Source organism: Desulfofundulus australicus DSM 11792 (assembly GCF_900129285.1).
GTDB lineage: Bacteria > Bacillota > Desulfotomaculia > Desulfotomaculales > Desulfovirgulaceae > Desulfofundulus > Desulfofundulus australicus.
This window is the reverse complement of the sequence record NZ_FQUW01000017.1, coordinates 14572-37355: the sequence shown is the minus strand read 5'-3', so window position 1 is coordinate 37355 and position 22784 is coordinate 14572. Positions and strand designations below refer to the sequence as shown.

Annotated in this window: 21 protein-coding genes and 1 pseudogene; 17 read left to right on the top strand and 5 right to left on the bottom strand. The window is 53.2% G+C overall.

Going from position 1 to position 22784, the window contains the following annotated elements; all coding sequences use genetic code 11:
• Positions 1–80: 80 nt before the first annotated feature.
• The 4 genes from BUB44_RS08105 to pheA all read left to right on the top strand — a co-directional run bounded on the left by BUB44_RS08105 (position 81) and on the right by pheA (position 5378).
• Positions 81–1247, top strand: coding sequence for a CaiB/BaiF CoA transferase family protein (locus BUB44_RS08105; protein WP_083543160.1), 1167 nt, complete (start codon positions 81–83; stop codon positions 1245–1247).
• 90 nt (positions 1248–1337) lie between these two features.
• Positions 1338–2564, top strand: a complete 1227-nt coding sequence (locus BUB44_RS08100; protein ID WP_073164980.1) for a radical SAM protein — start codon at positions 1338–1340, stop codon at positions 2562–2564.
• A gap of 521 nt (positions 2565–3085) precedes the next feature.
• A complete protein-coding gene (aroF, locus tag BUB44_RS08095; protein ID WP_073165042.1) occupies positions 3086–4099 on the top strand; it encodes a 3-deoxy-7-phosphoheptulonate synthase in 1014 nt (337 codons plus the stop codon).
• 19 nt (positions 4100–4118) lie between these two features.
• The gene (gene pheA / locus BUB44_RS08090) at positions 4119–5378 is read left to right on the top strand and encodes a prephenate dehydratase (protein ID WP_073165039.1); all 1260 of its coding nucleotides are present in this window, start codon (positions 4119–4121) and stop codon (positions 5376–5378) included.
• A gap of 55 nt (positions 5379–5433) precedes the next feature.
• On the opposite strand, the gene BUB44_RS08085 is transcribed toward pheA, so the two are convergent.
• Complete coding sequence (locus tag BUB44_RS08085) at positions 5434–5643, bottom strand: hypothetical protein (protein ID WP_034634125.1); 210 nt, start codon at positions 5641–5643, stop codon at positions 5434–5436.
• Positions 5644–5784: 141 nt separating this feature from the next.
• A complete protein-coding gene (locus tag BUB44_RS08080) occupies positions 5785–6258 on the bottom strand; it encodes a bifunctional nuclease family protein (RefSeq protein ID WP_027355370.1) in 474 nt (157 codons plus the stop codon).
• A 349-nt stretch (positions 6259–6607) separates the two neighbouring features.
• Between BUB44_RS08080 and BUB44_RS08070 the strand changes: the two genes are divergently transcribed.
• Positions 6608–7762: a hypothetical protein gene (locus BUB44_RS08070; RefSeq protein ID WP_073164975.1), complete on the top strand. Its 1155-nt coding sequence runs from the start codon at positions 6608–6610 to the stop codon at positions 7760–7762.
• Here the strand turns inward: BUB44_RS08070 and BUB44_RS08065 are convergent.
• Positions 7737–7976: a hypothetical protein gene (locus tag BUB44_RS08065; protein ID WP_073164972.1), complete on the bottom strand. Its 240-nt coding sequence runs from the start codon at positions 7974–7976 to the stop codon at positions 7737–7739. The two genes, BUB44_RS08070 and BUB44_RS08065, sit on opposite strands and share 26 nt — an antisense overlap.
• Before the next feature lie 137 nt (positions 7977–8113).
• Here BUB44_RS08065 and BUB44_RS08060 point away from each other — a divergent pair, with 137 nt between their 5' ends.
• The 12 genes and pseudogenes from BUB44_RS08060 to BUB44_RS08015 all read left to right on the top strand — a co-directional run.
• Entirely contained in the window at positions 8114–9100 is a 987-nt protein-coding gene (locus BUB44_RS08060) for an ARPP-1 family domain-containing protein (protein ID WP_073164969.1), read from the top strand.
• 12 nt (positions 9101–9112) lie between these two features.
• Complete coding sequence (locus BUB44_RS08055) at positions 9113–10054, top strand: 3'-5' exoribonuclease YhaM family protein (RefSeq protein WP_073164967.1); 942 nt, start codon at positions 9113–9115, stop codon at positions 10052–10054.
• Positions 10055–10370: 316 nt separating this feature from the next.
• Positions 10371–11402, top strand: coding sequence for a helix-turn-helix transcriptional regulator (locus BUB44_RS08050; RefSeq protein ID WP_114362128.1), 1032 nt, complete (start codon positions 10371–10373; stop codon positions 11400–11402).
• A 399-nt stretch (positions 11403–11801) separates the two neighbouring features.
• Positions 11802–16310 (top strand): AAA domain-containing protein, encoded by a 4509-nt coding sequence (locus BUB44_RS08045; RefSeq protein WP_073164962.1) that lies wholly within the window; start codon positions 11802–11804, stop codon positions 16308–16310.
• Between the two features lie 21 nt (positions 16311–16331).
• Positions 16332–16541: a thermonuclease family protein gene (locus tag BUB44_RS14990; RefSeq protein ID WP_114362126.1), complete on the top strand. Its 210-nt coding sequence runs from the start codon at positions 16332–16334 to the stop codon at positions 16539–16541.
• A 37-nt stretch (positions 16542–16578) separates the two neighbouring features.
• Positions 16579–16722, top strand: a complete 144-nt coding sequence (locus BUB44_RS16050; protein WP_083543162.1) for an Ada metal-binding domain-containing protein — start codon at positions 16579–16581, stop codon at positions 16720–16722.
• A gap of 39 nt (positions 16723–16761) precedes the next feature.
• On the top strand, positions 16762–18447 hold the full coding sequence (locus BUB44_RS08035) for a DUF262 domain-containing protein (protein WP_341349371.1): 1686 nt from the start codon (positions 16762–16764) through the stop codon (positions 18445–18447).
• A 32-nt stretch (positions 18448–18479) separates the two neighbouring features.
• On the top strand, positions 18480–18872 hold the full coding sequence (gene mutT, locus BUB44_RS08030; protein ID WP_073165036.1) for an 8-oxo-dGTP diphosphatase MutT: 393 nt from the start codon (positions 18480–18482) through the stop codon (positions 18870–18872).
• Positions 18869–19333 (top strand): SRA domain-containing endonuclease, encoded by a 465-nt coding sequence (locus BUB44_RS08025; protein ID WP_073164955.1) that lies wholly within the window; start codon positions 18869–18871, stop codon positions 19331–19333. Before mutT ends, BUB44_RS08025 begins: the two co-directional genes overlap by 4 nt.
• Before the next feature lie 78 nt (positions 19334–19411).
• The gene (locus BUB44_RS15795; RefSeq protein ID WP_242655899.1) at positions 19412–19828 is read left to right on the top strand and encodes a hypothetical protein; all 417 of its coding nucleotides are present in this window, start codon (positions 19412–19414) and stop codon (positions 19826–19828) included.
• Positions 19807–20331: a GGDEF domain-containing protein gene (locus BUB44_RS08020; RefSeq protein WP_242655897.1), complete on the top strand. Its 525-nt coding sequence runs from the start codon at positions 19807–19809 to the stop codon at positions 20329–20331. Before BUB44_RS15795 ends, BUB44_RS08020 begins: the two co-directional genes overlap by 22 nt.
• A gap of 116 nt (positions 20332–20447) precedes the next feature.
• Positions 20448–20687: pseudogene (locus BUB44_RS08015) on the top strand (ATP-binding cassette domain-containing protein); the annotation flags it as partial.
• Between the two features lie 92 nt (positions 20688–20779).
• Here BUB44_RS08015 and BUB44_RS08010 read toward each other — a convergent pair.
• Together BUB44_RS08010 and spoIIP are read right to left on the bottom strand one after the other, a co-directional pair.
• A complete protein-coding gene (locus BUB44_RS08010; protein ID WP_073164949.1) occupies positions 20780–21322 on the bottom strand; it encodes a GumC domain-containing protein in 543 nt (180 codons plus the stop codon).
• 258 nt (positions 21323–21580) lie between these two features.
• Entirely contained in the window at positions 21581–22759 is a 1179-nt protein-coding gene (gene spoIIP / locus BUB44_RS08005) for a stage II sporulation protein P (protein ID WP_073164946.1), read from the bottom strand.
• Positions 22760–22784 lie beyond the last annotated feature (25 nt).

Below are 22784 nucleotides of genomic sequence, written 5' to 3'. Positions count from 1 at the left end.
CTGTTTTTAATTAATCTAAATCTTACCACAATAAACATTATCCTGGTATAATTTTCGTAAAATAGGGGGAGGGAAAGCTGTTGTACCGGATATTGAAAAATGTAAAGGTTCTGGATTTGACGCGCCTTCTGCCGGGCCCTTATGCTACCATGATCCTGGCGGATCTGGGAGCGGAAGTGCTCAAGATTGAGGACCTGGAGGCAGGAGATTACCTGCGGGGAATGGGGCCTCAGGTGGGGCGGGAAAGTGCCTGGTTTCACGCTGTCAACCGCAACAAAAAGTCCATGCGTTTAAATCTCAAAACGTTGAAGGGACGGGAAATATTTTTACAACTGGTCCGGGAGTACGACGTGGTGGTGGAAAGTTTTCGTCCGGGAGTTATGGAACGCCTGGGTCTGGGATATGAAATCCTTTCTGCTGCAAACCCGCGGCTGGTTTATTGTGCTTTGAGCGGTTACGGGCAGGACGGCCCTTACAGCATGCGGCCGGGACACGACATCAACTATATATCCATAGCCGGCGCCCTCGGCCTGACGGGTAGCCGCGGGGGGCCCCCCGTCCTGCCCGGGGTGCAGGTGGCCGACCTGAGCGGCGGGTTGATGGCAGTTGTGGGCATCCTGGCCGCCTGCATCAAGAATCTGCAGACCGGCCGTGGCGCCTACATAGATGTATCATTGATGGACACGGTGGTGTCGTGGATGAGCCTTTACCTTACCCAGTACCTGGCCGGGGCTGGCGAACCACGTCGCGGTGCGGAAGATCTGAACGGTGGCCGGGTGTGTTACAACATATACTCCACCAGGGACGGGCGCTATGTAAGCGTGGGCAACCTTGAACCCAGGTTCTGGGAAAACTTTTGTTATGCCGCCGGGCGGCCGGACCTGCTGCCCCTGCAGTACAGGGAGGATGAGGAGGCGCGGCGGGCGGTGCAGGAGTTTTTCAGCAGCAAAACGCTTGCCGAAATCATGGAGCTGTTTGGCCGGGTGGATACCTGTATTGAGCCTGTGCTGGATGTTAGTGAGGTGCCGGCGCATCCCCAGGTAAGGGCCAGAAACTTATTTATAAAGCTTCCCGCGGGTGAAGGGGTCATTACCACAGTTGGCCAGCCCTTAAAGATACAGGGTGTGGAGAAAAAAGCTGATTTTCCGGCACCGGGGGCGGGGGAGCATACGGTGGAGATCCTGCGCCAACTGGGCTACCGGGATCAGGACATTGAAGCCTTGAAATCCGAAGGGGTCGTGGGGTAGGGGTATCCTTCAGGGACGGGACTGCCGGTTGAAGAATTAAAAGTATTATAACATTAAGTGAAGTTCAACAGGTAAGGTGGTGGAAAAGTGATGCTGCCCGCAATCCTGCAGCACGGTAAGGGATACCACGAAATGGGGCCCATCAGGCCACCCAGCGAGGGCCGCGACCGCTCACTGCTCCTCCGGATTACCAGAAATTGTCCCTGGAACCGGTGCGAATTTTGCCGCACTTATAAGAATAAACCCTACGGCCTGCGCAGTGTGGCAGAGATTAAAGCCGATATCGATACGGTTAAAGCCCTGGCTGGGGAGCTCAAGGCCACTTCCTGGCGGCTTGGCTACCGGGGCACCATCAACCGGGAAGTGGTGGCTGCATTTATCAACGCCAACCCCTCACTTTACAGCGAGGCTTACAGCGAGCCCTCCGTTGTACAGCGGCGGCTGGAAAGCCTGGCCAATGTTGTCCACTGGCTTTCCTCCGGGGCCAGGACTGTTTTTCTTCAGGATGCCAACGCTCCGCAAATCCGGACAGCCGAGATGGTGGAAATATTAAATTACCTCAAGGAAAATTTTCCCTCCATTGAGCGCATAACCTCTTACGCCAGGTCCAAGACCATGGCCAGAAAGAAGCTGGAGGACCTGATGCGGTTGCGTGAGGCCGGTCTTTCCCGCCTGCACATCGGGTTTGAGTCGGGCTGTGACGAAGTGCTGGCCGGGGTGAAAAAAGGCACCACGGCTGCCGAGCACCTTCTGGCGGGCAAAAAGGTCAGGGAAGCGGGCTTTGAATTGAGCGAGTACTACATGCCCGGCCTGGGGGGAAGGAAATGGTCACAAAAGCATGCCGTTGAGTCCGCGCAGGTATTGAACGAAATTGATCCGGATTTTATCCGCCTGCGCACCCTTGTTCCCCGCCGGGGCACCCCCCTTTACGACAGGGTGCTGGCCGGGGAATTTGAGCCGCTGACAGAAGACGAAGTGGTGGAAGAAATTGCCCTGTTCCTGGAACACCTGGACTGCCACGCTTACCTGGCCAGCGACCAGATGTGCAATCTTTTGTGGGAAGTAGAGGGACAGCTGCCCGATGATAAATCGGCTATACTGAACACCATCCACGAATATTTGCAAAAACCCCTTTATGAAAGGCTTAAAATTCAGCTGGAACGAAGGTTGTCCTCTTATCTCTTCATTGCCGGTCATCTGAAACCAGACCTGTCCGCCGATGTGGAAGCAGCCTGGGAGGCGGTTGACAGCCGTGCCCCCGATGCTCCGGTAAAAGTTCAAAAAGTGCTGGATATCGTTAAGGCAGCTTTTATATAATAATAAGCTTTAAAAAAAGACAACCAGCCCCTTGCATTGCCGGTTTTTTTTCATTATAATTATGGCTAAAATTATATGTCGAAAGTCAATGAAGGGGAAAAGTAGGCCGGAAACAGTTCTCCAGGGAGGAGGCGTCGGCGACTGGAAGCGCCTCCAGAACATGACCGGTTGAAGTTCTCCCCGGAGATGCAGGCTGAAACCCGCGCCTGCGGGCAAGTAGGCCGCGCCGGAGTCTTCCCACGTTACCGGGAAGGGGGTATCGGAAAAACTTTTCCCGTACCCTGGAAGAGGTGGGCCGCTTTTTGCGGTCAAGTAGGGTGGTAACGCGGAAAGCAAATTGCTTCTCGTCCCTGGGTCGAGAAGCTTTTATTTTTCCCGTTGCTGCGGGGTGTTTTTCCCGTACCCTGTACGAGGGGGCCGGATTTTTCCGGTCAATTGGGGTGGTACCGCGGAAGCCCGCTGCTTTCGTCCCCGGGATGAAAGCAGCGGGTTTTTTATTTTATCCAAATGGAGGGGTGAAAATGGTAGTAGTTATGGACGGGCGGGCTTCTGCCGGGGAGGTCGAAGCGGTAATCATGCGCTTGAAGGAGCATGGCTTTTCTCCTCACCCCATTTATGGGGTCAGGCGGATTGTTATTGGTGCTGTCGGTGACCGCCGCACTCTCGATTCGCTGGGACTGGAAAATATGCCGGGGGTGGAAAGGGTTGTGCCGATAATGAAGCCCTACAAGCTGGTCAGCCGGGAGGCCCGGGAGGAAGATACCGTGGTCCGGGTGGGCGGGGCGGCCATTGGAGGTAACCAGCTGGTGGTCATTGCCGGACCCTGTGCCGTGGAGAGCCGGGAACAGCTGCTGGCGGCGGCACACAGGGTGCGGCAGGCCGGGGCGGTTATCCTGCGGGGCGGTGCATTCAAACCCCGCACTTCACCTTACAGCTTTCAGGGGTTGGAAGAAGAAGGCCTGAAACTGCTGGCGGAGGCGGCCCGCCAGACCGGGCTGGCCACGGTTACCGAAGTGGTTGACGAGTACAGCCTGGAGCTGGCCGTGCAGTATGTGGATATGCTCCAGGTGGGGGCCAGGAACATGCAGAACTTCCGCCTCCTGCAGGCGGTTGGCCGTTCCGGCAAGCCGGTATTGCTTAAACGCGGCCTGTCGGCTACGGTGGAAGAGTGGTTGATGGCGGCGGAGTACATCATGTCCGAAGGTAACGAGCAGATAGTCCTCTGCGAGCGGGGCATTCGTACTTTTGAACAATCCACCCGCAACACCCTGGACCTGAGTGCTGTGCCGCTGGTGAAATCTTTAAGCCATTTGCCGGTCATTGTGGATCCCAGCCATGCCACGGGAGACCGCCGGCTGGTAGGGCCTATGGCCAGGGCAGCGGTGGCTGCCGGTGCCGACGGTTTGTTGATTGAGGTTCATCCCGAACCTGCCCGGGCCCTCTGCGATGGTCCCCAGTCCCTCACACCGGCGCAGTTTGCTGCCCTGATGGAAGAATTGCGGGCCGTGGCCGCCGCTGTTGGCCGGGCTGCATGATGAAAGGAGCAAAGACATGGTGAAAAGAATCGGGTATCTAGGTCCCTGCGGCACCTTTTCCGAGCTGGCCGCGCGGCAGTATCTGGCCCGGCATCCAGCGGGAGATGTCCGGCTGGTAGCCCTGCCCTCCCTATATGAAGTGCTGGCGGCAGTGGCCCGGGGGGAGGTGGCCGAAGGGGTGGTGCCGCTGGAAAACTCCAGCGAAGGGGCGGTCAACCAGACCCAGGATCTGCTGGTCCATACCTTCCCGGACCTGCGCATAAAAGGGGAAATCATCCTCCCGGTGGTTCACTGCCTTATGGCTCCTCCGGGGGTAAAGCTGGAAACAATTGAAAGGGTGCTATCCCACCCCCAGGCCCTGGCCCAGTGCCGGGAGTTTCTCTCCCGGCACCTGCCCGGAGTTCAGGTAGTGGAAACCGACAGCACGGCTGCTGCCGTGCAACTGGTGGCTTCCGCGGGTGCTTCGTGGGCGGCCATTGGTCCCGCGGAGGCTGCCCGGGAGTACAGACTGGAAGTGCTGGTGGAAAAAATCAATGACTGCACCGGCAACGCCACCCGGTTCGTGGTGGTGGGACATGAGGATTGTCCCTGGTCGCCGGGGTGTAAAACGACCCTGCTTATTTCCGCGGCTCACCGCCCGGGAGCTCTTTACGAGGTGCTGGGGGAGTTTGCCGCCAGGGGGATCAACCTGACGCGCATAGAGTCCCGGCCTTCCCGGCGCCGTTTTGGGGAGTACCTTTTCTTCATCGATCTGATGGGCCACAGGTGTGACAAGCCGGTTCAGGAGGCACTGGCAGCAGTGGCCCTGCGTGCTGGTTTAAGGGTGCTCGGTTCTTATCCCGCGGACGACCGGGGTATGCCGGGAGATGCTGGTTTTCCTCCGGAAGAACTAAAAGAGCCTGCCGGCGGCATTTCAGGGGCTGCTTCCATTAAAACCGGGTCTGCCGGGAAGGCAATGCTTCCCTCCCATGCACGACGGGAAAAAATAGAGAAATTGCGGCAGGCCATCGATAATGTGGATGAACAGGTGGTGGAATTGCTGGCCCGGCGCAGTGCCCTGGTGGCCTGCCTGGGAAAACTGAAGGCAGGTATTTACCCGGTACGGGATCCTCACCGTGAATCCCGGGTCCTGGCCCGGGTGTCCCACCTGGCCCGGTTGAAAGGGATGGACCCCGCAGTGGTGGAGGAAATATACCGCCTGCTCATCCGGTATGCTGTGCGCCTGCAGGAACAACAGCAGGTGGAGGAACGCACTTCCTGCAGCCCCCCCTGCCGCTGACTTTTAAGGCCGGGTTTTCCCCGGCCCTTTTGAGCAGTTGCTCCTGATTCAATTTTTACTCTTTATCTTTTCTTTCTACCTGTCCCGTTTTGCAGGACATCTGCCACTTTACTGCCTTATTGGTTCCGTGCCTGTGGGCGCTTTCCAGCTGGGCCTCCTGGGATTTGATTTCCCTTGGCCGGGGGCTGCCCGGCGGGCGGTGGAGGTCGGCAATGGTTTCGGGTCTCCGGTACCCTTTGTCTCCGGGGATATAAGGTTTGGTCATGGGGTACCCTCCTTCATTGATTTTTAGTATTTTGATTTCGAAGATTATTTTTACCCCGCCCTTTATACCCTAATCTCCTGTGCATATATAAATAAAAAAGTAAACCTCCCCTTTGAAGGGGAGGTGCAGTGCGTCGCCTGCCTAGTGCAGGGATTTTTTATATTCCCTGGCAAGTTCGAATATTTTTTCTAGCTCGGCCCGGGTTTCCTCGTCAAAAAGGTCCTTTACTGAAAGCATATGTTCCGTGAGCTTATCGGTAACGTATACCGGTGCCGCTGCCCGCAGGGCCAGGGCCACCGCATCGCTGGGCCGGGCGTCCAGCACCAGACCGTGTTCCGGCAGCGCCAGGTGGACTTCCGCGTAAAAAGTGCTGTCTTTCAGGTCGGTAATGACAACCTGTGAGATACGGGCACCCATGGCTTCACAGGCGGACTTGAACAGATCGTGGGTCAAGGGACGGGGTACGGCTATTTGTCCCAGGGCTACGGCGATAGAATGGGCTTCCAGCAACCCTACCCAGATGGGTAGTACCCTTTCTTCCTCCTGATCGGTCAGCAGGATAATGGGATTGCCCGACATATCATAGGCAATTCCCTTTACATTGACACGGATCACCGTTCCCACCTCCGTATCGCTTGACCGGGTGAACCGCCTAACCTGTTCGGGGACTTACTGTTATTTTATCATTAACTCATCAACTTTAAAATATCCGGGGCAGTTTATTGCCACAGACCAGCATATTTTCCACCCGGGATTTTTTAATTTCGCTTCAGAAAAAGGTTGACCAGCCAGCCTGCCAGACTGGTTAGATATAAATTGTAAAGATAATTTTTCGCTATTTTCGCTGGGGTTCCTGCCTTCAATGGTTGAAGTTTTAAAAAGCAATCTTCAGGCAACCCTGTTCCAATGGCAGGGCAGGGATTAAAATCCATTTGTCGAATTATAAAATATGGAGGTGCACAATGTGTCTAACCAAAGGGAATCTTTACACCGGCCCCGGGGGGCCGCTTCACCTGCCGCGTTCCTTGGAGAAGGGATGACCACAGCCGCTGTAGTTATTCTGGCCGGGCAATTGTTTTACCAGCCAATCGTACTCTTGCTCCTGGGGTTCTATATATCCTGGCGAGCGGGACGTGTCCGGCAGCTTTACTTTTGGGCAGGCTTCTGTCTGGGAGCCCTGGCCGTTGCGGCCATCATTTCCGGCATGAAGGAACTGCTTATTTTTAATAAGGCCCTGGAAGCTATAATGCTGGCCGCTGCCGTTTTTGCTGCCTACCACCTGTTCTCGGGAGTATATTTTTTTGCCACATATTATCATTCGCCCCTGGCCTGGGTGACGACCCTGACATGGGCTTTCCTTACCGGTCTGTTTGTCTGGGGCTCGGGGGCCGGTGAGATATGGGTGATCATCACTCCCCTGCTCTGGCTTTGCTTTTTGCCCCTCTGGGCGGCTTTCCGGCGCCTTTTGCACAGCCTGCTTTTTGCCGTCACCTATCTGCTGGTGTTCTATCTTCTGAAATATTTTGGCGGAGGTGCTGGCCTGTCGTGGCCGGTGGGAGTTGCCGCTCTGGGCCTGGCCCTGGTGCCTGAAATCTTGGGCTACCTTTACCCCGGGCGAAAACACCCCCTGGATTCCCTGCCGGTGATCACCCCGACGCTGAACTGGCGGCAGAAATTAAAGGCCTGGCGGGAGGTATTTTTTCTCCTGGGTGATTTTTATGCCCTGTATATGGAAAGGTATGCCTGGTTCAAACCGCTGGCCCGCTGCGGGCGGTACGTCATCTGCCTGGGTGGGGCAGGGGAGGTTCTGGTTCCCCTGCTGGACCTGTCGCCCTGGCTTATATGGGCAGGCGGGCTTCTGGCCTTTGCCGGTATGGTGATGGAGCTGGGTGCCGGCAACTACGGGGTGATGATCCCCGGGCTGGGTTTCTACGGCGCGGCAATGGCTGCCGGGAGGGGATTCCTGGCCGGACCGGTCCGGTATTTCCCCCTGGTCTGCGGTACCCTCCTGGTTTTTCTGTCCTTTGCCCTCTGGCTGGGCCGGCCCCGGGAAACAGCACAGGAACTGCAGAGGTGGAAAGAGTTGAATTCCCTTACTTCGTCTTCCGGCGGGCAGTGATCTGGTAGAGCCTCCCGTCATGGCTGCCCCGGGGCTGGTAGTCAAAACCACCTGCCTCCAGGATTTCCGTAACCCGGCCTGCCTGGTGGGCGTCAGCAGCTTCCATAACGATGTTGAGCTCATCATCTTCGCCCAGAACGTTTAAAGCGGACTGCAGCCGTGCTATGCCCTGCTCATTGATAACCGGCTCCAGGTGAATGGTGATATCCGCCATCTCAATTTATACCTCCCATGTTAGCTTTTCCATTGTGGCCTTTACTATGTATGGTGCAGATGACAATTTGATTGACAAAGATATGTCACGACCACCCGGTACAATTAGGTTAAGTAAATTTTAAGGAGATGGTGGGCGTGACAGTTTTGGTAAATTTCCTGCACACTTTGCGGGTTGGTGAACCGCAGGCATTCGAGAACCTGACCGTCTTCCCGCTGATGGGGACGCAGTTTCAGGAGCCCGGCTACCTTTTGCTGGGCGAAGCCCTGGCGTATGGCCTGCTCGAGGTGCGGGAGGTAAGCGAGGCCGGGAGCGTGAATGAAGTCCTGGTGATCAACAAAGGCGATCTCCCCGTCCTCCTCATGGACGGAGAGATCCTTACCGGGGCGAAGCAGAACCGGGTGGTGAATGCCAGCATCCTGGTGGCCGCCCATGTAGCCCTGAAAATCCCGGTCAGCTGCGTGGAGCAGGGCCGCTGGCGGTACGTTGCCGAGAAGTTCACGGAAAGCCGGCGCTTCTCCTACGCGCGCCTGCGTGCCCAGAAATCTGCGCAGGTTGCCGAGAGTCTCCAGGCTTTCGGGGCCTTTAGCGCGGATCAGGGCGCCATCTGGGATGAGGTTGAGCGCAAGCAGAGGGAAATGGGAGCGGCGTCCCCCACCGGGGCGGTTAACAGTGTATACGAAAGCCATGAGGAAAAACTGAAAAAATACTGCGCGGCCTTTTCGCCCCTGGAGGGGCAGGTGGGCGCAGCCGTTTTCATCAACGGGCGCTTCGTCTGCCTCGACGCCTTCGACAGCCCGGTTACTCTGCACAAGCTGTACACAAAAATGATCGAAAGCTACGCTCTGGACGCCCTGGAGCAGGCCGGCCGGGACAAAAAGGAGCCTGAAAAGAAAACGGCCGAGAGGCTGCTGGAAAAAATAGCTGCCGCCCGGGTGGCGCGTTATCCTTCCGTGGGTTTGGGCGAAGACCTGCGCATTAAAACTGAAGGACTGGTCGGCTCCTGTCTGGCCCTGGACGGCAGGGTGATACACCTGGCTATCTTTGCCAGGGAGGACCGGGAGACGGAGAGGAGAAGCGGCCCGCTGAGCAGGCCGAGCAGGAGACGGAGGGCTCGACTGTAGAGGGGGGTCAAAATGGCTGAACTGCTGGTTGAACAGATTAGACCCGGCCTGAACGTGCGCGGGATCTTCGCATTGAAGTCAAAAAAGCTCCTTCCCTACCGGGAGGTCCCGGGGCATTTTTTGGCGGTGACGCTTGTCGACCGAACCGGCGAAGTGGAGGGGCGGCTTTGGGAAGGGGCCGAGGAGGCCGGAGCCCGGCTGAAAGTGGGGGATATCGTTGCCGTGGAGGCCCAGGCCGTGGCGTACAACGGGGTGGTGCAGCTGCGCATCGATTCCATCGTTAAAGAGAATGGTCAAATTGATCCAGCAAGGTTCATCCCTTCCGCTGAAGGGTTGGAGGAAGCCAGAGTAAAGCTCCAACAGTTGATTGATTCATTAACCAATACATACTTAAAAGCACTGCTCTCCCTTCTTTTTTCTAATCCGGATTTTTATCAAGCCTTCTGCCTGGCCCCCGCCGCAGCTCAGTACCACCACGCCCTGCTGGGCGGGCTATTGGTCCACAGCGTCGGCGTGGCCGCCGCCGCGGACGGTATCGCCAGAGATTACCCCCAGGCCGACCGGGACCTTTTGGTGGCCGGGGCGCTCCTGCACGATATCGGCAAGGTGTATGAATACCGCTGCCACGGCGCCATAGAGCAGACCGACGAAGGGCGGCTTTTAGGGCACATCGTTTCCGGAGCACTGCTCCTGGACCGCTATGTAGCCAGGGTGCCGGATTTTCCAGAAGACCTGCGCCTGAAGCTATTGCACATGATCATCAGCCACCACGGGCGCTATGAGTGGCAGTCGCCCAAGCGGCCCAAGTTTTTGGAAGCGGCTCTCCTGCACCAGCTCGACCTGCTGGACGCTCAAGCGGATATGTTTTCCCGCGCCGCCGCCGGCAGGGAGGATAAAGGATCCCCCTGGACGGGCTGGGTGAAGGGGCTGAACCGGTGCGTTTACTGCCGGTGAGGCAGGGTTAAACAGGTACTTTTGAGTACGGTGAGGCAATACCCCGGAATTGGCTGGAAGAGCTGGCGCGGTTTGAAGAAATCCTCGCCCTGGGAGAAAAGTTCGCCTCCCTGCTAACCAGAAACACCTTCATTAACTCTTTTTTGCCGCCTTACCGGGCCGATCTTAATTTGGAACATTAGCAAAATAGTAATTCCTCCCGGCAGGAAAATTGTAGCATTCCAACGAAATTACGTAAAGAAATGAACCAGCCAACCTTCTTTTGCTTACGGGATTTTTGCAGCAGATGAAAAAATATCTGCCGGGAGTGTCCGTCGTGCCGGGTAGAACAAAAAAAGACGCCACGCGGGGCCTGCGGCTGAACATGATCATTGACTGGCTCAACAAAAAGACCCCTTACGGCGGCGTCACCGTCAAGGAACTGGCCGAAAAGTTTGAAGTGAGCGAGCGCCAAATTTACCGGGACTTAAGCACCATCGAAAACTACCTGCGCGTTCCCCTGGTCCGCCAGGAGACCGGCAAAACCGTGCGCGTGGGTATAAAGGCCGGCTACCTGCCCGGTTTAAGCCCCCAGACCGCGACGGTCATTTTTTTGAGCCTGCTCCAGCAAAAAGGCTCCGCCCTCTCCGGCCACCTCAACGAAATCAAAGACGCCCTCGTTTCCACCCTCTTCAAGTACCACTACGACCCCGAAGAACTGGCGGTAGAAAAGCTCCAGAAACGCATCCACATCGTGGAAGAGGCCCTGGCCGAACCGGAGAAGGTGGGCGGCCTCTTTAACGCGCTCGTGCAGGCCATCAAGGACTCCCACCGGGTCAAAATCTGGTACTACACCACCCACAGCGGGGAAGAGACCGAACGGGTGGTGGAGCCCTACGGTCTGATCTGCAAGCACCAGAACTGGTACCTGGTCGGCCGCTGCCTGAAAAGAAACGACATCCGGGTCTTCAGGATTGACCAGATCAAAGACATTTTTCCCTATACCACCGAGCGCTTTGAATACCCCGGGGGTTTCTCCCTTTCCGACTACATGGCTACAAGCTGGGGCGTGATCAACGACGGAAAAGTTAGCCGGGTTCTGCTCAAATTTAACAAACGGGTGGCCCACCGGGTGAAAAACGTACTCTATCATCCTTCCCAGAAAATCGAAGGGGAATTGCCCGATGGTTCGGCCCTGGTTTCCTTCGAGGTCTGCGGCATCACCGAGATGGTGGGCTGGCTCTTCCAGTGGCGAGATATGGTGGAGGTGCTGGAGCCGGCGTGGTTGCGGGAAGAAATGCGCGCAATGGCGGAGAGGGTCGCAAACGTTTACCAAAAGAGAGAAGTAAATGATCAACCCGACGTTTAAATCGCCAGGTCTGGTGTTCCGTATCCAGCTTTGACAGTGTGCGGACGAGTGACTCGATGTATCTGTCGTTTAATTACCAGCGGCGGCGAGGATGATAAAAAACTTTTTTGCTCCGACACACATATGTCACCCCTTCCCCCTTACAATTCGATGTACAGATTTTTTAAGTAAGATAGGATTTAAATTTCGGGGGGTAGGCAAATGCTTCTGGCAGGCTATGAAGAAGGAATGTACTGCTTCGGCGCCTTCCACTTTACCCCCTGGTGACAGCAGAAGAGAGAATTATTAACCGGGCTGATCCGGAAAAAGTGGGCGTACTGGATTATAGGATGTAAGTGCAGAAAGACCCCCTTCTTTAAAAACGTTGAGAAAGTCTAATGAAAAGAAGGGAGAGCATAGATGGCCATTCCAACCGAGGAAAGCATAAAGCTTCCTTTGCTGAAGGTAATTGCCGATGCCGGAGGAGAATTGCCTCCTAAAAAGGTTATTGAAAAACTTGAAAACATCCGGAGCGAAGACCTTTTCAGTAATCCAGCCACAAACGCCTTACCGGCAAAGGCCTGCAATCTCGTTGAGTTTTTGCTCAGGGCCTACTGCCTGGAAAGACCGGTAAGAGAAATTGAAAAGTACGAGATTGTCCGCTGGGAGAGAGACTTGCCGGAGGGCGAAGGGTGCCGCCTTTTTTCGGGAGAAGAACCCGAAGGGGCCTGGCTCACCGTAAATAAACAAAGGATCCCCGATCCCCCAAATCCTCCCCCAGAGATATCCGAATGGCTGGAGGGTACCTGGAAAGATCCTTTTAAGCCTCCGGAAGTAAGGCAGATAAAGAAAAGATTTGCGGAAAAAAACAGTTTGTTTGAACCTCTTAAAACTGACGAGCAGCTTAACGAGAATGCTTCGGAAGAAAAGTTCGACGACAATCCCCAAAGGGTGCGCCGCTGGCAGAAATGGCTGAAAGAAGAATGGGATCCCTGGTCGAGGGAAGCGGCGCCCAAACAGAGAGTGCAGAGTCTTTACAACCAACTTTTTCTCTTGAAACAGCGGCTTGACCTCGAGCAGGAAAACCTGGAACTGGTCTGGAGTCACGGGATGTTCTACCTGCGGTTGGGGGAAGAACGGATCCGGCACCCCGTTCTGACCACCCGGCTGACCGTCGAGTTCGACGAAAAAGCCGGGGTGATCACAATTGCTCCGGCGACAACCATCCTGGGCAGGGTCCCCACAGTGCCGGAAACCTGGTTTCTGGAAGGGTTGGACCTTCCCATTGCGGACCGGGAAAAATTTGCCGCCCTGCGCGGTGAATTTGTCGACCCGTGGAATCTTGAAAGAACCGCCGCTTTTTACGAAAGATTCGTCAACCTGATCAGCCCCGAAGGAAAAGTCCTCTTTGACCGGAATAATTTGAAGCCCGAAGAAAGGCCGTGCATCGCCCACGAACCGGTCATTTTCGTCCGGCCCAAAAGGCCGGGTTACCGCCGGGACCTGGAAGCCATTCTGGACGCCCTGCGAAAAGGGCACGAAGTACCGCCTCCGGTGGCGGGCATCGTTACGGACGAATCGCCCGTCGCAGAAGCAGGCACTGAGTTCGACAGGGAAGAAGGCGAGGAGCTGCTTTTTCCCCTTCCGGCAAACAAAGAACAGGGGGAGATCGCCACGCGCCTGGCGCGCCAGACCGGTGTAACGGTACAGGGGCCGCCCGGTACCGGTAAGAGCCACACCATCGTTAACCTGACCTGCCACCTTCTGGCGCAGGGGAAGCGCGTGCTGATCACAGCTAAGGCGGAACGACCCCTGAGGGTGCTGCGGGAGATGTTTCCGGAGGAATTGCGGCCCTTGTGCGTGACCGTTTTGGCCGACGACAGCGGTTCGCTTGCTGAACTCGAGGAAGCCGTCCGGGTAATGTCCGAAAAGGTGACCGCCCTCGATAAGGATGAGGCGGAGAAGGGGATTAAACTGCTCCGGCAAAACCTGCGGGACGTCCGCGAAGGGATTGCCACCCTCCGCAAGAAAATCCGGGACGTCGCCATGCGTGAAAACAAGAGCTACAACCTGAGCGGGCGGGAATACACGCCGGGGGAGTTGGCCAGATGGGTGAATGAAAATGAATCCCGCCTGGGATGGATCCCCGACGACCTTCCTGAAGACGCCGCTCTGCCCCTGACCCTTCGGGAAATTGCCAGGTTTTACGAATTGGCTGGCGTACTCGACAGAGAAGAATGTGTTCAGGCCGGGCAGATTCTTCCCGATCCCGGGTTACTGCCGCCGGGGAAGGAATTGAGGGTACTGGTTGAGGAGATTCATCATCTTCAGAAGCAGCTCGCCGGAAGCAGAGAGATCCTTTCTGGCTGGGAACCGCCGGTGCAGTTGGAAATTAACGTCGTGGAGCGGGTTCGGGAGGAGGCGATGAGGGCCGAGGCCGGGGCGCGGGAGTATTTCAGGGAGGAATGGCTGCAGGCGGTATTTCAAGACGTACTGAGCGGCGGGGCGAGAAGTGAGATTTGGGAAAAATTCACCTCCTGGTTGGAAGAGGTGCGCGATACTTTAATTTCTCTTTCGCAGGTCGTGAGCGAGCACAGGATAGAACTTCCTGGAGACCGGCATATAACACTTCTGAAGAGCGAACTGGAGGAACTTGAAGCACATCTGGTGCGGGGAAAAAAGGTCAGCATGTTGACTAAAATTTTAAAGCCCCGATTCAAATATTTAATGGAAAACTGTCTGGTGGACGGCATGAAGATCTCTTCCGTTGAAGAAGTTAGGCTCGTTTTAAAAGAAGTGGAACGTTGCCAGTTGGTAAAAAAGCTGCACACCCGCTGGCAGAATGAAATAGTTGCGGTGGGCGGACCGGAACTCGTCGCGAAGGGATCTCGACTTCCCGCCGAAATAGACGGGTACGTCCGTATCATTAAAAACGTTTTCGATTGGAAGGAAAAGTTGTGGGCACCGCTGGCGGAAGAGATCCAGAAGCTCGGCCTGGCCGTACCTTGTACAGTTACCCCGGACACAGTCCGGGAAATTGCAGATCGCCTGGCCTTCATTGGGAAAAGGCTTAAGCTTGACCATCTGAAAACCAAAATTGAAGAAGTCCACCGGTACTTGAAGGATGGAAGAGCGCGGCCGGGCGCTTCTGGCCTGTGGAACGAATTAAGCGAATTCCTGGAAGCCGGGGAATGGGATTGGTGGGACGGAGCGGTCCGGCGCATACAGCATTTGAACGAAGTACACAAGATGGAAGCTGAGCTGCAGTCGTTGAAGTCCCGCCTCGCCGAAGTAGCCCCGAAGTGGGCCGAAACGGTCGTGCTTCAAGGCGGGAAGGGCAGCCCCTTAAAACCGCCGGAAAACGTCGTCGAGGCCTGGGAGTGGCGCAAAGCCGAAACTTACCTCAAAAAGATGCATGCAGAGGACCCCCGGGAGCTTTCGAGGAGGCTCGATGAGCTTCTCCAAAGGGAAGGGAAGCTCGTGGCAGAGCTGGTGGCTCTTTCTACCTGGCTCACTCTCGCCGGGCGCGTAACGGAAGAGCAGCGCAGAAGCCTTGTTGCCTGGAAGGACTACGTCCGGAGAATCGGAAAGGGCACCGGGAAATATGCCGGTCGTTACCGCGCGCTGGCGCAGAGGGAGATGGAAAAGGCTCGCGCCGCCGTACCGGTGTGGGTCATGCCGCTAAACCGGGTGGTGGAAAGCTTTCACCCCTTAAACGAACCTTTCGACGTGGTCATCATAGATGAAAGCAGCCAGATGGATTCTTTGGGCATTCTGGCCCTTTTCCGGGCTAAAAAAGTCGTCATCGTTGGCGACGATAAGCAAATCAGCCCATATGGGGTGGGCCGGGATCTTGCCCATATCCACCGGATGATCGAACAGTACCTGCAGGGCATCCCCCATAAAGAGCTGTTTGACCCGCAGTTCAGCCTTTACGACCTGGCCGGGCTGATCTTCCCCGGAGTGATCCTGCTGAGGGAGCACTTCCGCTGTCTGCCCGAGATAATTCAGTTTAGCAACGAAGTCATGTACGAAGGAAAGATTTTACCGCTGCGGGAAAGAGATCCCCGACTGGGAGAAGACTGGCAGCCCGTGATTGCCAGGCGCGTGGAAAAAGGATTCCGGACTCCCGGCAGAGACATAAACGAGCCGGAAGCAGAGGCCCTTGTAGAGCAAGTAATCAAGTGCTGCGAGGACCCTGTCTACGAAGGCATGACAATGGGAGTCATCTCTCTTCTCGGCACGGCGCAGGCGCGCCTGATCAACCAGCTGCTCCTGGAAAGACTGGGGCCAGGCGAGATGCATCTCCGCCGGATCCTCTGCGGCGACGCCTACTTCTTCCAGGGTGACCAGCGGGACGTTATGTTCCTTTCGCTGGTCGAAGCGGCAGGGGAGCAGCGCCCGGCGGTTCTGAGCAAAATGAACGACTTGCGTCGTTTTAACGTCGCCGCGAGCCGGGCCAGAAACCAGATGTGGCTTTTTTACTCGATAGATCCCGAAGAATTCCATGCGGAGGACGTTCGGGCAAGATTGATCAGGTACTGCCTTAACCCGGCCCTGGCGGGAGACAGGTTACCTGAAGATCTGGAGAAGTTATGTGAATCGGAGTTTGAGCGGCGGGTGCTGCGGGAGCTGCTGGGCCGCGGCTATCTGGTGAAGCCCCAGTACAGGGTCGGCTACAAGAGAATTGACCTCGTGGTTTTCGGGGCGAATAATAAGAAACTGGCCGTAGAATGCGACGGCGAAATCGCTCACCCTCCGGAAAAGTGGGAAGAGGACTGGAACCGCCAGATGATCCTGGAGCGCCTGGGCTGGAAGTTTTACAGAATCCGGGGGAGTCAGTATTTCCGTCGGCCGCGGGAAACCATTTCTGAGCTGGTTGATTTCCTGGAAGATATGGGGATCCGACCGCTGAATTGTTCGCGTTAAAATTTCTTCAATGTCTGATGGATGGACGACGGCGAGGCCGAAGTAAGGGTCAAGATGTTCAACGCCGGATTGGTCCTGAACGGCTACGCCCAGGTGATGACCGTCCTGCCCAACGTGAAGTACGCCGACCTTTTCGCGGAGGTCCAGCGGGAGGCGCGGGAAGCCGGGGAAGGGGTTGTGGGGGGCGGTGGCCGCCGCGGGCGGGGCGGTAAGTTAGACGGCGGCAGCTAAAGAGGTAGAATCGAAGCATGACACCGAAGCAAAATACATCGGCAACGCCCGGTCAAAGAAATTCAACCGGCCGGATTGTGAATGGGTAGCCAAAATAGCGCCGGAGAACAGGGTGGAGTTCAGAACGCGAGCAGCAGCAATGAGCGAAGGGTATGAGTCGTGTAAAGTATGTAGACCTTGAAACTGTTTATCATGAGAGGAGGATTCCCTAAGGAGCAAAATAGAAGCAAGAGAAATATTTGTTAAGGATTTATTTAGTGACAAGTTTCTGTTTCAAATACCGGTGTATCAGAGGCCGTTTAGCTGGGATAAAGATGATTTTGATAACTTGTTTGAAGATATAAGACAAAGTATGGAAAATGGCGAACAAAATTACTTTCTAGGAAGCATTATTTTGCGAACTGTTGAGAAAGAGGCTGATGGTAGCGGGTTATATGATCTTGTGGATGGTCAGCAGAGAATTACTTCTTTAATTATTCTTTTAGCTGTTATGAGAGACCTCTTAAATAATTTTGATCGTAATTATGCCGAACAAATTCAAAGTTTATTGTACCAAAAAGCAGCCCCACTACTTGGGAAAAAAGAATCATTTCGTCTCTTAGTCTGGGAGCGGGAACAGGATTTCTTTAAAGAGAATATCCTTCAGGAAGGCAAAACTCTTCATGACTTTAACCTTAAAACCTTAAAAGATGCAAAATATAAAATGGTTCTAGCTATTACAATATTTAAGCAGAAATTTATTAATGATAATGGGGAAATTAATAAAGACCTATTATTTAAAATGAGCTATTATGTTCTAAATAATTGCTTATTTGCGTACGTAAAAACAGGAGAGCTTACTTTGGCCTTCAGGCTTTTTACCGTTTTGAACACTCGGGGTCTTCCTTTGACTGCATCTGATTTATTAAAAAGTTATAACCTGGCAGCTGTTCCCGATGATAATCGTAAAAAATATGCTCAGATATGGGAGAACATAGAAGACGAGTTAGGCAAAGAAGAGTTAGAACGGTTAATAAGCTTCCTTCGTGATATTTTTATTAGAGAAAAAGCTAAAAGAACCATATTCGAGGAGTTTGAGGAGAGGGTTTTCGCCAGCGGTGTTATTTCTAAAGGTGAAGCTTTTATTAAATATTTAAAAAATATGGCGGACATTTATAGAGAACGAGTTCAAAACGCACAGATAAGCTCGACTTCTAATGTTTACGTAAGGTATTACAACTTGATGTCGTTAATGAGGGATTTTATTCCATCTAAAGACTGGATGTCAGCTTTTCTTAGGTTCTGTGAAAAGTTTAATAATGAAAATAAAATAATGGAATTCCTTCAAAAAATAGAAAAGCGATATATTGTTGATTGGGTGTTAGGCTTTACGCCAACTCAACGCTTAACTATTATCTATAACATTATAAGGCTTATTAATGAATCTACTTGTGAAGATGAAGTTATTAATAATTCACTATTTGACACAAGCGCAAGGGAAAAAGAATTTCTATCCGCTATTGATTCAGTCGACTTCTATGACAAAAACTATTCAAAATATGTCTTGCTTAGAATAGATCTCGATCTTTCGGAAAACCAGAATATAACAAAAGCATATAAGGGAACTATTACAATTGAACATATATTACCTAGAAATCCAAGTCATAATGAATGGTTAGATTTATTTGATAAGCAAGCACGCTCAGAATGGACTAACAAAATAGGAAATTTAATCTTATTAAGCCGTAGAAAAAACTCTTCAGCCAACAATCGTCCTTTTCTTGAAAAAAAGAAAAGTTACTTTGGAGGAAGTATGACTGATTTCGAGTTGACTAAAGAAATAGATAAATATAATAAGTGGGATATACAGAGCATTCAAGATAGGCAAAGGGAAATGCTAAGAAGAGCTAAAAAGTTGTGGCTATAATTACCGGTGAAATTCGCAAAGGAGCCCAAGCCATGATCAAAGTTACTGCGGCCATATTAATTAAAGATGGTCGGGTTCTGATTGCTAAACGCAAGGCGAATGACAAACTGGCCAATAAATGGGAGTTCCCGGGTGGCAAAATTGAGGCCGGAGAAAGTCCCGAAGAATGTTTGCGTCGGGAAATGCGAGAAGAATTCCAGGTTGAGATAACGGTGGGGGAGTTCTTTGGGGAGAGCATATATCGTTATGATCATACTACCGTTCACCTGCTTGCTTACCTGGCCCATTTGGAAAAAGGGGAGCTTAAACCAACAAGCCACGCTGAATATCGCTGGGTAAGCGCAGACGAACTGGACAAATATGATTTTGCTCCTGCTGATAAACCGTTCGTAGAAAAAATACAAAGCAGTAGGGTGATAGAATGAGTTTTCGACCTGGACTACAGCCCGGAGATATTATTGATAATCAACGGTTGGTGGAAATCTTTCGCTGCAGCCCCCAGGGCGGCATGCGTAGATCTCACCGAACTAATACTTTAGTCATTATCTCAGATCATACTCGTTCGATTTATCAAGACCGATGGGTTGGTGATACATTCCATTACACGGGTATGGGGCAGCGGGGAGATCAAAGCCTTGAATTTATGCAAAACAAAACGCTGGCCGAATCAAACCAAAACGGTGTGGAAGTCCACCTATTTGAAGTTTTTGTCCCTGGGAAATATACCTATATGGGGAGGGTAGAATTAGCTGGGCAACCTTATCAGGAAATACAACCCGATGCTGATGGTAACCCGCGCCGAGTGTGGGTCTTCCCTCTTCGGTTAGTAGATATCTCGTCGCCGGTCCCTATACCGGAGGAGTTTGCAGTCTTAAAACAAAAATAAAAGGAGTAGTTTTCACGACCGGCTTTCTCGCATTGAACAAAAGCCAATAATGGGGAAAAGCTTGGGAGGGCTTAAGCGATGAGTGTATTCCAGTATGCTGCTACCATCATTGATGATTACAAAAACTATGTGTGCAGCTTTTTTAATATTGCCGATGAGCGTATCCGGGAGCGAGTGGAAGAAGAGCTCTTTGAAAAGGATTTATTATGGCCGGAGGCACTGATTCAGCTTAACCCGGGGTATGAGACGGCAGCTACGGTGAAGGAGCTTTGTACACAAGGTCGCCTGCATCCTTTGTGCGGGGAGATTTTTTGCCATGATGATGGCCGGTCTTTAACCCTTTATCACCATCAACAGGCGGCTATTGAGTGCGCTTTGCGCAAAAAAACGAACTTCTCCACCAGGCCCGGCGGCGGCTGGAATGGCTGGCCAGCTATGATCCCCTTACAGGCGTTCTTAACCGCAGGTCTTTTATGGAGCGGTGCTTGTATTTAATCAGGGAAGCGGGAGGAGAGTTTCCCCACGTGGCCGTTTTGATGATGGACGTGGATAATTTTAAAACCATAAATGATTGTTACGGGCATCCGGTGGGCGATATGGTCCTCAAAAAAGTAGGGGAATTGTTGAGACATCAGGTCAGGAAGGATGATCTGGTGGGGCGGTACGGGGGTGATGAATTTGTCCTGTTCTTTCTCGTTAACCAACCGGGAGAATTTAATGTCCTTGCCCGGCGCATTTTTACCTCTCTTTGCTCTGCGCTGGCTTCCGTGCCGGAACCGGAACTGAATGTCTCCGTCAGCATGGGTGGAGCAATTGCCGGACGTGTTTTAATTGATGACGACCGCGACCTGGAACGGCTCATCGGCTTCGCTGACCAGCTTCTTTTAGAGGGCAAGCGCCGGGGCAAGAAGGCGGTACTGATCCGGTGTGCGGAAAATTTGTCTTTCATAACTGAAGGAAAAACGAACCACTGTGGTTCCAACCGGAATAACATGTGAAACTGGCCTGCGAGGATGGCCTACCACGAGTGGACGCGAAGAATCGCCACGGGAACCTTTTCAAATGCCCAAAATGCGGTTTTACATGCGACGCTGACCAGGTTTCGGGGTTTATGGTCTTCGACGCCGTGCTTTTGGGCAGGAAACCCCATATCAAGTGGGGTACAACCGCAAGTGACCTGGAAATCGTCCGGAATGTGTTGGGCACTCTTGGCCTCGAGGAGTTTTCCCTGCGCTACCTGGATGAATTGAGCGGGGGAGAACTGCAAAAGGTGGTCATTGCCAGGGCCCTGGCCCGGGAACCCCGGGTTCTTTTGCTGGACGAACCCACCAGCAACCTGGATTTGAAAAATCAATATCTTCTTACCGCCAGCCGTCATGTCCATACCTTCAAAAAGCCGCGCGGTTCCTGGAGTGGTTTTGCGGGGACAGGGTTAACGTGTATCGGTTACCGCCATACCTTAACGGCCACACTGATGGTTACAGCCAGGGCGGCCACGGCGATGCCGATGGTGGCCCAGAATAAACTTTTGATTCCATGAGCCAGCGCGGCAATTTCCTGGCGCAGGTTGTTCTCCAGGGATTTGGTTTCCTGGCGCAGGTTGTTGTTTTCGGTTTTTATTTCCTGGTGAAGTGCGGCAATTTCCTGGCACAGGTTGTTGTTTTCGGTTTTCATTTCGTGGCGCAGCGCGGTAATTTCCTGGCGCAGGTTGTTGTTTTCGGTTTTCATTTCCTGGCGCAGTGCGGCAATTTCCTGGCGCAGGTTGTTTTCTACGGTTTTAATTTCTTGACGAAGCAAACTAATTCCGGTATTTATCTCCTGTCTTAGTCCGGTTTCTTTTTCCGCCATTTCCTTGCGCAATTCGCGGATTTCATTGCGCAAGTCCCGTATTTCACCCTGTACCCAGCTCCCCAGGAAAAACATCTGTCCTTCCCGGCGGTAATCCTGCTCATCGGAAGTGGCGGCAATCTCTTTTTTTACTTCTTCCATAATAAATCACCCTCTGTTTCCAGCATATCAGGGAAAGCTGGTTACAGCAAGCAAAAATTTTTAGAAGAAACGAAAAACGGGTCCTGCCGGACCCGTGTAAGTAAATTAGTTTAAAACAGCCGGTTCATTCCGGGCATGGGCCAGAAGTAAGTGTGCAAAAAAATGCCGATTATGCATAATGTTTTCCCAGGTGGGCGCAAAGGCGCTGCCCGGCAAATCGGTTTTGCTATCAGCCCCTGCTTCTCCCCGGTTTTCCCTTTACTTCTCCCGGTTCTTTTTTATTTCCCAGATATCGGCCATTTCCCGGCCGAAGAAGTGGGATAGCTGGTTTTTAGCTTTTTCATAACTGCCGGTACTGATGAGTACAAAAAGGCCTCCACCAATCAGGGTGATTATGACAATCCAGGCCAGGCTGGACCACACGCCGGTCCGGCGGGCAGTCGGGTCCGTTACCGGTTTTCCGTATTCAGGGGCATCGGGGGTGCTCGTGGGTCCGGTAATACCCAGAATTATCGGAACCGCATCCGCCAGCAGGGCAATCCCGCGCATGGCTTCTTCTTTGCTATTGGTGTAGGTACCCGCTTCTATCAATAAGGCTGTGGGCAGGAGATCTTGATTGTAATTACCCTGTGCTACAAAAATATCCTTGGCAATGGGCCAGTGCATTTTGTTGGCATAAGCCATCAAGCGTTTGGCGAAATCCAGGTTGGCCTGCATGTGGGGGTTTTCTCGCCCCACGACAAAGCGCATCTGGGCCACCTGTTCATTGGAAACGATTCTCCGGTAGAATTCGGGGTCATCCACCCCATCACGATGGACATCAAAGATGGCGATGGGGTTCTTTTGCAGTAACTGCACTGCCGTCCGGCGCGAGCGGTAATAAGCGTTATCGTCATGGGGATCGTGGGGGGTTTTATCGTGCAGCACCCTGGCCCCATCGTTGGCCAAACTATAGGTATAGGAATCACCGACCTGAAAAATCCCGCCGCGGAAAGGAATGGAGGCGCTGCCGTCGGAAGGAAGATAGGATTCGTCGCTATGGGTATGATAAATAGCCACGGGCCGGTGATTATTGCGAGCTGCTGCCGCCGGTATCTCCATTTTAGAAAAAAGTTCATTATAAGTCATCAGCTGCCTGTCCATTCCCAAATCGCGGGCCGTGGCCAGGTTGCCATCTACTTTTATCACCCGGTAATGTTTCCCACCGGCAGTGAAAATTTCATCTCCAACGCTCACCCGGCGGGATATCATGGTCACCAGATTGCCCTTTTCATCGTAAATTGTGGATGCTTTTCCTGCGCCCAGTTCGTCATCAACGGGATGGAAGTGTCGTTGCAGACCCTGAACAGGAAGAATTGCTTTATTTCCACCGGACAGGAAAATAAAGGCGGTAAAAATTATAACCGGGATCAGGATATATTTTCCGTATCTCTTCATTTTACCAACACCCCTTGGTTTAGAA

Coding starts and splice junctions, on each gene's coding strand:
- BUB44_RS08100 (WP_073164980.1), top strand. CDS start 1,338: ATGCTGCCCGCAATCCTGCAGCACGGTAAGGGATACCACGAAATGGGG.
- aroF (WP_073165042.1), top strand. CDS start 3,086: ATGGTAGTAGTTATGGACGGGCGGGCTTCTGCCGGGGAGGTCGAAGCG.
- BUB44_RS08085 (WP_034634125.1), bottom strand. CDS start 5,643: ATGACCAAACCTTATATCCCCGGAGACAAAGGGTACCGGAGACCCGAA.
- BUB44_RS08065 (WP_073164972.1), bottom strand. CDS start 7,976: ATGGCGGATATCACCATTCACCTGGAGCCGGTTATCAATGAGCAGGGC.
- BUB44_RS08055 (WP_073164967.1), top strand. CDS start 9,113: ATGGCTGAACTGCTGGTTGAACAGATTAGACCCGGCCTGAACGTGCGC.
- BUB44_RS08045 (WP_073164962.1), top strand. CDS start 11,802: ATGGCCATTCCAACCGAGGAAAGCATAAAGCTTCCTTTGCTGAAGGTA.
- BUB44_RS14990 (WP_114362126.1), top strand. CDS start 16,332: ATGGACGACGGCGAGGCCGAAGTAAGGGTCAAGATGTTCAACGCCGGA.
- mutT (WP_073165036.1), top strand. CDS start 18,480: ATGATCAAAGTTACTGCGGCCATATTAATTAAAGATGGTCGGGTTCTG.
- BUB44_RS08025 (WP_073164955.1), top strand. CDS start 18,869: ATGAGTTTTCGACCTGGACTACAGCCCGGAGATATTATTGATAATCAA.
- BUB44_RS15795 (WP_242655899.1), top strand. CDS start 19,412: ATGAGTGTATTCCAGTATGCTGCTACCATCATTGATGATTACAAAAAC.
- BUB44_RS08020 (WP_242655897.1), top strand. CDS start 19,807: ATGGAGCGGTGCTTGTATTTAATCAGGGAAGCGGGAGGAGAGTTTCCC.
- BUB44_RS08010 (WP_073164949.1), bottom strand. CDS start 21,322: ATGGAAGAAGTAAAAAAAGAGATTGCCGCCACTTCCGATGAGCAGGAT.
- spoIIP (WP_073164946.1), bottom strand. CDS start 22,759: ATGAAGAGATACGGAAAATATATCCTGATCCCGGTTATAATTTTTACC.